The 8,213-nt window shown below is 55.2% G+C and carries 9 protein-coding genes; 5 read left to right on the top strand and 4 right to left on the bottom strand.

The window, feature by feature from the left end; translation table 11 throughout:
* Window positions 1–240 (top strand): hypothetical protein (locus FQ320_RS26155; protein ID WP_370513100.1); only part of this gene is annotated, 240 nt, incomplete at its 5' end.
* Between the two features lie 480 nt (window positions 241–720).
* On the opposite strand, the gene FQ320_RS22435 is transcribed toward FQ320_RS26155, so the two are convergent.
* On the bottom strand, window positions 721–894 hold the full coding sequence (locus FQ320_RS22435; RefSeq protein ID WP_148475529.1) for a CsbD family protein: 174 nt from the start codon (window positions 892–894) through the stop codon (window positions 721–723).
* Window positions 895–1,207: 313 nt separating this feature from the next.
* Here FQ320_RS22435 and FQ320_RS25865 point away from each other — a divergent pair, with 313 nt between their 5' ends.
* Both FQ320_RS25865 and FQ320_RS26975 read left to right on the top strand, forming a co-directional pair.
* Window positions 1,208–1,378 carry a hypothetical protein gene (locus FQ320_RS25865; protein ID WP_187394039.1) on the top strand — a complete coding sequence of 57 codons (171 nt, stop codon included), beginning with the start codon at window positions 1,208–1,210 and terminating at the stop codon, window positions 1,376–1,378.
* On the top strand, window positions 1,363–1,782 hold the full coding sequence (locus FQ320_RS26975) for a PHB depolymerase family esterase (RefSeq protein ID WP_370513099.1): 420 nt from the start codon (window positions 1,363–1,365) through the stop codon (window positions 1,780–1,782). The genes FQ320_RS25865 and FQ320_RS26975 overlap by 16 nt, the downstream gene beginning before the upstream one ends.
* A gap of 259 nt (window positions 1,783–2,041) precedes the next feature.
* On the opposite strand, the gene FQ320_RS22425 is transcribed toward FQ320_RS26975, so the two are convergent.
* Window positions 2,042–2,773: a Crp/Fnr family transcriptional regulator gene (locus FQ320_RS22425; RefSeq protein ID WP_148475528.1), complete on the bottom strand. Its 732-nt coding sequence runs from the start codon at window positions 2,771–2,773 to the stop codon at window positions 2,042–2,044.
* Between the two features lie 560 nt (window positions 2,774–3,333).
* On the opposite strand from FQ320_RS22425, the gene FQ320_RS22420 reads away from it, so the two are divergent.
* Window positions 3,334–4,560 carry an IS701 family transposase gene (locus tag FQ320_RS22420; protein WP_148475527.1) on the top strand — a complete coding sequence of 409 codons (1,227 nt, stop codon included), beginning with the start codon at window positions 3,334–3,336 and terminating at the stop codon, window positions 4,558–4,560.
* On the top strand, window positions 4,557–4,712 hold the full coding sequence (locus FQ320_RS25860) for a hypothetical protein (RefSeq protein ID WP_187394038.1): 156 nt from the start codon (window positions 4,557–4,559) through the stop codon (window positions 4,710–4,712). The genes FQ320_RS22420 and FQ320_RS25860 overlap by 4 nt, the downstream gene beginning before the upstream one ends.
* Window positions 4,713–4,935: 223 nt before the next feature.
* Here the strand turns inward: FQ320_RS25860 and FQ320_RS22415 are convergent, their stop codons facing one another.
* Window positions 4,936–6,393, bottom strand: a complete 1,458-nt coding sequence (locus tag FQ320_RS22415; RefSeq protein ID WP_148475526.1) for an FGGY-family carbohydrate kinase — start codon at window positions 6,391–6,393, stop codon at window positions 4,936–4,938.
* Window positions 6,394–6,402: 9 nt separating this feature from the next.
* Complete coding sequence (locus FQ320_RS22410) at window positions 6,403–8,064, bottom strand: glycerol-3-phosphate dehydrogenase/oxidase (protein WP_255509670.1); 1,662 nt, start codon at window positions 8,062–8,064, stop codon at window positions 6,403–6,405.
* Between the last annotated feature and the right edge of the window lie 149 nt (window positions 8,065–8,213).

The following is an 8,213-nucleotide window of genomic DNA, read 5'->3' as shown; positions in this document are numbered from 1 at the left end:
CACTTTGCGCTCAACGCAGGACGGCGCTCGAAGCGCACCCCGCGCAGCCATCACATAAATACCGTAAATGCCCTCATCGGGCGATTCCGCGGCTTCATGCAGCCGTTCTGCGGTCCGGCCTCCAGGATCCTCGCAGCCTACGGCCGATGGCACGCCGCCCGCGACAATGTGGGGCGCAGCCATCGGGACGTGCTCAGCCTGCTGCTCGTGTCAGGCGCTCACACCAACACGATTTGCTGACACCGCCAGATGAAGTATCCACCCATTAATCGTCACTGATTTAGATCCTGACTATGAGCTGCAATCCGTGAGTGCGTCCGATGAAGGCAAGAACCGCCTTTTTGACGCCGAAAAAGATCACTCTGAGAGACTATTGAACGTTTGTTCCTCGGGTGCTCTTTCATCAGGCTCTTTAACCGGGTTTTCGGTAGTGGAGACGGCGGTGCCTCGGAAGGCTCGCGGACAGGCACCTCGGCGGGGAACGGGTCTGGATTATCAGTCATGCTCGGTCCGCCACCCTTGACCGCTCGGTTTGGTTCAGATCACTGGCTGGCGCATCACCAAGGGTTTCCTCCAGTCGACGCAGTTCATCTTTGGGTTTCTTCAGCGGGTTTTCTTTTTTCCTTCATCTGGCTTCGTAATGGCGAATTCCTGATGTTCTGATTTTTGGGTTTGGATGGAAAAAAGGGCCCAGAGTGATCCGGGCCGCTTCATTGACTGTCAGTCTGACAGTTTATCCTTGGCATCACCGACACCCTTTTGGACTTTGCCTTCGACTTGATCCTTCTGGCCGTCACGCTTCATCTTGTCGTTGCCGACTGCATCTCCGGCTTCTTCCTTGATCTTGCCGACAATGTCCTTGGCTTTGCCTTTTACTTGATCCTTATTGGCCATTTTCATCTCCATGATTGAGTCATTAGTATGGCAACTTAACTTGTGAAGGCTGTTAGGGTTCCCGACCGTCGCGTATCCTTCAGGGTAAAAAGTACCGGCTCAGATCCGTTGCATGTCAATCGGCCATGACGGGATGGAGAGCACGGCGTTTTTTCCGATTTCCCGCTCTGGCCAGCACAGAGGTAGACGAGCTTCTCGTCCCGCCAGCAACAGACATGTTGTCAGCCTCGATACATTAGGTTGCCAACCTCCGAATTCCGGCTTTTTGCCTTAACTTCCGGACCCTTATGAATTTCCAGACTTGTGAGGTCAGATGCACGATCTGTTCAAACGCGCACGTGCCAATACACAGCGCAAACTCAGACGCGCGGGCGTTTTAGCACTGACTGAAATGTGGGGCAAAATCCTTGGTGCTCCCAAGCCCAAGAAACGCAAGGTCAAAAACCCCGGAAAACCTGTCAACAAAGCATGCATCGCCTTCTAGGCGGTCGAGCAAGGGTTCGGCCAGGGGCGAAAGCGCCAGTGTCAAAACTCGAATGCCTGTTTCGGCGACATTCCGGTCGCAGGCACGGATCCCGCAAGGACCATAGTTCAAGGACGGATCGCATGAGACTGCATGTGGCACCCGTTTCTACAAGCTCTACGTGCCTGCCACCGCGAGAAACGCACCGGCTCCACTTGATTGTAATGCTGTACGGGTGCGGACAATCCTCAACGGACTTCGCCCGTGGCACCGGGAAGAACACGCTGGCAGACAAGTTCGGGTTTCTGGTTCTTTATCCGGCTCAGGCGCGTGACGCACATCATTGCCGGTGCTGGAATTGGTATAAACGAGGCGATCAGAAACGGGGTGCAGAAGGGACGTTCGGTTTTTCATTGCCACTTTAGTTTTTCGCCAAGCGACTCTACGCAGTGCTCGGACTTGGTGGTTTGTGGGCGGATCTCGCTGTATAGAGCTTCATAAAACAATTATTGACGTAGCAGAGAAGGTTCAAAGGAGGCTCGTCGCTTCTGCCCTATCCTTTTGAAGGCGTTTACAAAATAGCATTATTTGGTAGCTTACCCACCAACCGGCCTATCAATTCAGTTACGCGCAGAAGCGTCTCATTGCGACGAGCCATAGCATTGAACATGTTCGCTTTTGCACCTAAGTCAACAGCCGACGAATTTGGCTTATATATGAGTTATCGAAGCCACAGAAACGGACAAGTTTTTCAATGTCGTGATAAACAACCCGACCGGCGCGAAAGGTCAATAAGCCCTCCTCGCGAAAATCTCGCAGAACGCGATTCACGTGAACTGCACTCAGCCCCAGAGCGTCAGCGAGATGAAACTGAGACAGTGGACAGTCATAACCTTTTTCCGTGGCCAATCCGACCACCATCAACCGCTCACCCAGTTCCAACAGGAAATGTGCCATTCGCTCAGGGGCATTTCGGCGCCCGAGACTTACCAAGCGCTCGACCGCAATGGCCTTATCCATTGAAGCTGCCCGCAGAAGCGAGGTAGCCAGGCGTGGACATGATCCGAAGGTGCTATACAAGTCATCCGCAGTGACCTGCGAAGCCTTTATGTCCGTGATGGATACGATGGAGTGGTTGGAAGTACGAAAAAACACGCTGCGCAGGCCCAGAAAGTCACCAGAAATGCTGAAGTCGATGATCTGCCGCCCACCGTCCGGCATCAGTTTGAATGAGCTCGCCCAACCCTCATACAGGATGTAGGCGGATGGCGCAGCTTGCCCCTCATGAACCAGCTCTTTTCCTTTGGGAAAGATCCTTTGCTTATGGTGGAATTGATCAAGAACCGCTTGTTCTCTATTGGAAAAACTTCCGTAGGGACTGAGCTGTAGTGCTAATGGATTACCTTGTTCAATCATTTTGAAAATTCCTACCATCTTTAAAATAATATTGGATGTCGCGTCTTATAGTTGCTTCGTGGGCCACAAAATTTGGCTGATCAGCATTCGTACTGAAATCTCAAAGGCAGAACGCCTGCTCCAACAGATTGGTGAGTTCTATTATTTTAATCAAGTTTTTTGGGTACATGCGCCTGTGACATCGAGGAGCAGGAAGAAGCCCCACCCTTTAAAAGAACCGCTGCGAGCGCTGCTGTTGATCCGGATCGCAAAATCCTGATCAAACTCAGAGCAAAAGCTTCCCTTACAGAAAACCACCAGCGTATCGGACCGACCGCGATCACGGCCGCAAAAAAATGCGCACCGCGGTGGGTGTGTGCCTCCAGTCGGGCTACGCCCTCCTACGTCACACACCCACCGCGGCGTCTCATCCTGATTGTCGCGCGGCACCTTTGTGCTCTCCGCCCAAGAAGATTTCTCTTGCCGAGTTGCTATCTTTAACATTTTAAAAATGTTCGCAGATCATGTCTTCCTAACATTACAGTTGCATTTTCTTCCGATGTCTGAATCCATGAGTTTCCATGAATCGGAGGTCATGGATGGCAGGTGCATCGGTCGAGGCAACGCTTGAACTTTGGGCGTCTTCGTTGCGGGAAGTGAAGGCGCGGATGCGACCGTTGTTCACGCAGGAGCGTGTGGCCGCATCAGCGGGACAGTTTTTGGACGGCTTGCTGGGGGAGGAAAGACGCAAGACGGGATGGATGCGTGCGGAGGCGGCTGGCGATCCCGGCCCTTGGCGGCAACAGGCGATCCTGGGTCGCGGATGCTGGGACGCGGATTCCCTGCGCGACATCGTGCGCGATTATGCGCTTGAGACGCTCGCCGATCCCGATGTCGTTCTCGTGCTTGATGAAACCGGCTTTCTCAAGCAGGGCAAGGCATCCTGCGGGGTCGGTCGGCAATATACAGGTTCGGCTGGCAAAATCACCAATTGCCAGATCGGTGTGTTCGCATCCTATGTTTCCCGGCATGGTCATGCCTTCATCGACAGGGCGCTCTATCTGCCGAAGGCCTGGACGGATGACCGGGATCGCCTGCTGGCAGCCCATGTGCCGGAAAGCGTTCACTTTGCCACCAAGCCGGCACTGGCGCTCACGATGATCGAGCGGGCGGTTGCTTCGAACGTGCCGTTTTCCTGGGTGGCGGCCGACAGCGTCTATGGCGTGGGCGACATCGAGATGGCGCTCAAACGCGCAGCCAAGGGCTATGTGCTGGGCGTGAACGCCAACCATTCCTTCCGCTCATGGGGCAAGCCGCTGGCCGTGGCCGGAACGGCGAAGGACATCGCTGAAGCTTTGCACGAGAATGCCTGGCGTCGGCTGTCAGCAGGCGAGGGAACCAAGGGCGCGAGACTACATGACTGGGCCTATCTCGATCTCGCTGATCTTGACGCCGATGATTTCAACGCCGCTTTCGCCGGCGTCTGGACCCGCGGGCTGCTGATCCGCCGCAACATCGCCGACGGCGATCTCGCCTTCTTCTCGACCTGGTGTCCGGTTGGCACACCTCTGGAAAAACTGGTGACAGTGGAGGGGCATCGTTGGGCGATCGAAGATAGCTTCGAAACCGCCAAGAACGAGTTCGGCCTCGACCACAACGAAACCCGCTCCTGGCATGGCTGGCATCGCCACGTCTCGCTGGTGATGCTCGCTTTCGCGATGATGGCCATCATCCGCAATCGCGCCAACACCCGTCCTTCGGATCCCCCAAAAACGATGCGGTCGGCAAGGGGCAAGACCGCCAATTGATCCGCTGGTCGATGCAGGAAATCCGCCGCATCGCCACCCGCCTCGCACGGCAACAAATTCATCCCGCCCATGTCATCGCATGGTCCCTCTGGCGACGAGCTCATCAGGCAGCAGCTCAACAAGCACACATCAAATCAAAAATGCAACTGTAATGCTAGAAATGGCGGCATTGATAGCAATCTTACCCGATTGAGGATTCCTGCCCGCCTGAAAGGATAATATCCTTCAGCATGAAACGCATTTGTTAATTTTCGCTTCGGATTGACCCATTTTTTCATCTCGAACTGACTCCTTTAAAACATGATAATATCATGAAATTTCTGACAGCCGGTGGGTCACGAAATTTCGGAAAACTGGGTCAATCTCTCGCAGAAATTAACGCCCTTCCCGGTTATTGTGTTTAAATTGATCGAAACCCGCACGGTAGAATTCTGTGTGTGTCAGGTTAGGCTGATATCTGCGCGCCACGCGCGTCATCCCGGCGCGGGCATGCAGTAGATCCGGATAGGCACCGCCCGCCACTGCTGCGCAGATCACCGCGCCCAAGGCTCCAACCTCGCTGGATGCCACAGCCTCGACCTCGCGTTGGGTGATGTCGGCGAAAATCTGAGCCCAAACCGATGATTGAGCCGCACCACCCGCCAAGCGCACCCGCTCTGGTCGTGTCCGTCCGGCTATTCTTGCGATATCTTCGGCGTGAAGCAGCGCCTGAAAAGCGACAGATTCAAAAATGGAACGGAGCATCGTGCCAAGATTGTCCTGCGCTCCCAAATTAATGAATGCCCCTCTACGTGGGTCCGGTCCAAAGACATGGGGCAGAAATTGACATCGCCGCGTCTGAACCGGGACTTTCGCCACTAGGTGTGACGCCGCCTGATGGGTAATTCTCCCGTCCATCACATTGTCCAGAAACCAACCCAGATTGGCGGCCGAACATGGACTGCCTTCGGCAATCAAACGGGTCGAACCGCGATACAACATATTGAGAATGGGCAATGTTGCTCCCGTTGGCGCGTCTGTCTCGAGGATATTGATTGACCAAGTGCCTGCGATCATCGTTAGGGTGTCGACCCCCTCGGCACCGGCTCCGAGGTAACAGGCCGCAACATCCATCATCGACCCGGCGACCGGCGTGCCTTGCGGTAAACCGGTTTCTGCCGCCGCCGTTTCCGATATATGTCCGGAAACTGCATCGCTTGGTGCGATCGGCGGCAGGCGATCGGTGAAATTGCCCAAACCCAGCAAATCAAATGCGGCAAGGGCATAATCCCTGCGCGCAATATCCATCATCCCACAGCCGCTTGCATCGGTTGGATCTGTCCAGACTTCTCCGGTCAGGCGCAATCGGATGAAATCCTTGCACGACAAAACCCAACGTGTGCGTGCCATCACTTCGGGTTCGTAGCGTGCCAGATGTGCAAATTGCATCACGCCTTGGCCGCCCCATAAGCGAAGACCGACAAGCGGTTCTATCTTCGACGCAAGGCCGGTTTGGCAAAGCTCGTCTACCAACGGTTGTGCCCGATGATCAACTGAAACAATGCCCGCCCTCGTGCCATACCCCCGGGCGTCCACCGCAAACAGGCCATTTCCAAATCCGGTGCAGCCGATCGACAGGATCCGATCCGAACCACAGGTAGAAACGACTTTGCGCAAGGCGGAACAGATTCCCTCCCAGAACTGATCCAAGGGGCGTTCCACCCGTCCGTCGGGAAAGTGTTCTGTCTGAACATCGGCTAGCGCCCGCGTCAATTCGCACCCGGTCAGGTCGAAGGCGACGACCTTGACCGACGTACCCCCCGCATCAATTGCAATCACTATATCTTTGCTCATCCGCCCAACTTACCTTTCCTGAAGGCCATAGATGAGTGGATTTCCAACCAGTCCGGCCACCTCTGCGGCAATGCTCTGGCGGCTGCATTCAGTTTCCTGCTCCACAATCTGGGCAACATCCTCGATGGTTTCTTGCGTGACCCCAAGGCCGAAGGTCAGACGGGTACGGCGCAACAGGATATCTTCAACTGTGACGGCTCCGCGCGCCGCAATAAGCCAGGCGATTTCAGCACGGCTGTAATGCGCGGCACCCGCAAGCGGGCGATCAACGCGTGACGCCACGAAAGCGGCAGCGGACTTGGCCAACTTGCCATAGCGTTCGATCAGCCCTGTGACATGTTCGAGTGGCAATCCATGGGCCTGCGCCAATTCTGCCGCATCGCATGGACCTGCGCCGGGATAACGGCGAACGGCTGTCGAAACCTTCCGCGCGCGCCCCAGCAGAGCCAACACGCGGTCGGATGTTTGTTCACTAAAAGCCCGGAACGTCGTCCATTTACCACCTACAAGTGACAGCACCGGATATTTGAAACCCGAGACGACATCTTCCTTGATCGCATGATCGCGTGACGCTGCCGTCACCAATTCTCCGCCGCGTTGTAGAGGTCTTATGCCAGACGTCGCCGCGACCACCTGCGAGCGTGTCACCGAAATATCGGCAAAGAGTCCGTCCATTGCCTGCAAAAGATAGCTGACCTCGTCGTCCGAGACGTCACGATCCTCAGGATCCGTGATATCCCGCTCGGTAGTGCCGACTAGAATATTGCGATCTACTGGCAGGCTGATCACCATTCGTCCGGTTCCGTCATCAAAATAATAAGCGCTACCGTCCATACGAGCGAAAAGCGCGGGATTATCCAGTACCAGATGCGCCCCCTTGACCAATCGCACATGATTGCTGTTGATCCCCAACGTACCATTCACCCTGTCAATCCAGGCACCTGTGGCGTTAATGATAATCTGTGGCCGCAATGCGGTGCTTTGCCCGGTTACCGTATCCGTGACCGTCACCTGCCCATCCTGGGTTGTCCAACTTACGTGGTTCAATGCGACGCAGCCGTCATTCACCGTGACGGCTTCGGCGATCATTTCGCTTATCAAACCCTCGGGATGCAGGATTTGCCCATCGTAATAAGTTGTAACTGCCTTCGTACTTGGATCAAGGCCAGTGGGGAACCGTGACTTGCGCAGAAAAGTGACGTGGCGCGGCAGTGGATTTTTGCCTCGTCCTAATGCCTCGTAGATCCGCAATCCGCCGTCTAATGCCACAAGGCTCATTGGCCCACCAGTCTGTGACAGGCCTATGAATCTGAACATGGCCTGCAGCAGCCCGCGCACGCGGTATTTTAGCGGTACGACAATGCGCAGCGGTTTGACCAGATGAGACGCGTTTGCAATCAGCGAGTCACGTTCGCGGGCGGATTCCGCAACCAGACGAAACTCACGGCCCTCAAGATAGCGCAGCCCGCCATGCGCCATCCGGCTTGATGCACCGCTGGCACCTGCGGAAAAATCCTTTGTGTCGATTAGGGCGCACGAAACGCCATTAAGCGCCAGATCCCGCAAGGTGGCCACGCCATTCACCCCGCCGCCAAGGATCAATACATCCGGCGTAGGAAGGCTTTCAAGCCGCTTGAAAGCCTGCGATCGGCTGAGTGTCACGATGTCCATGATCATACAGTATCACGCCCGTCGCAGGACATAAAAGATACCGATCTGACTTTTATAGAATGCTTTTCAGAAAGCTGGGCTACCTTCCAAGATTCGGACACTGACGTAAGCTGGGGTTTGCAGTCTGCTGATCTTTACCACGATGGAGA

Origin of the sequence: Oceaniovalibus sp. ACAM 378, assembly GCF_008085915.1 — a bacterium.
GTDB lineage: Bacteria > Pseudomonadota > Alphaproteobacteria > Rhodobacterales > Rhodobacteraceae > Oceaniglobus.
The sequence above is the reverse complement of the archived record's forward strand: the minus strand, read 5'-3'. Positions and strand labels throughout refer to the sequence as shown.

What these genes read in the sequence shown, in the direction of transcription:
- FQ320_RS22435 (WP_148475529.1), bottom strand. Translation starts at nt 894, where the DNA reads ATGGCCAATAAGGATCAAGTAAAAGGCAAAGCCAAGGACATTGTCGGC.
- FQ320_RS22420 (WP_148475527.1), top strand. Translation starts at nt 3,334, where the DNA reads ATGAATCGGAGGTCATGGATGGCAGGTGCATCGGTCGAGGCAACGCTT.
- FQ320_RS26975 (WP_370513099.1), top strand. Translation starts at nt 1,363, where the DNA reads ATGCATCGCCTTCTAGGCGGTCGAGCAAGGGTTCGGCCAGGGGCGAAA.
- FQ320_RS22425 (WP_148475528.1), bottom strand. Translation starts at nt 2,773, where the DNA reads ATGATTGAACAAGGTAATCCATTAGCACTACAGCTCAGTCCCTACGGA.
- FQ320_RS25865 (WP_187394039.1), top strand. Translation starts at nt 1,208, where the DNA reads ATGCACGATCTGTTCAAACGCGCACGTGCCAATACACAGCGCAAACTC.
- FQ320_RS22415 (WP_148475526.1), bottom strand. Translation starts at nt 6,393, where the DNA reads ATGAGCAAAGATATAGTGATTGCAATTGATGCGGGGGGTACGTCGGTC.
- FQ320_RS22410 (WP_255509670.1), bottom strand. Translation starts at nt 8,064, where the DNA reads ATGGACATCGTGACACTCAGCCGATCGCAGGCTTTCAAGCGGCTTGAA.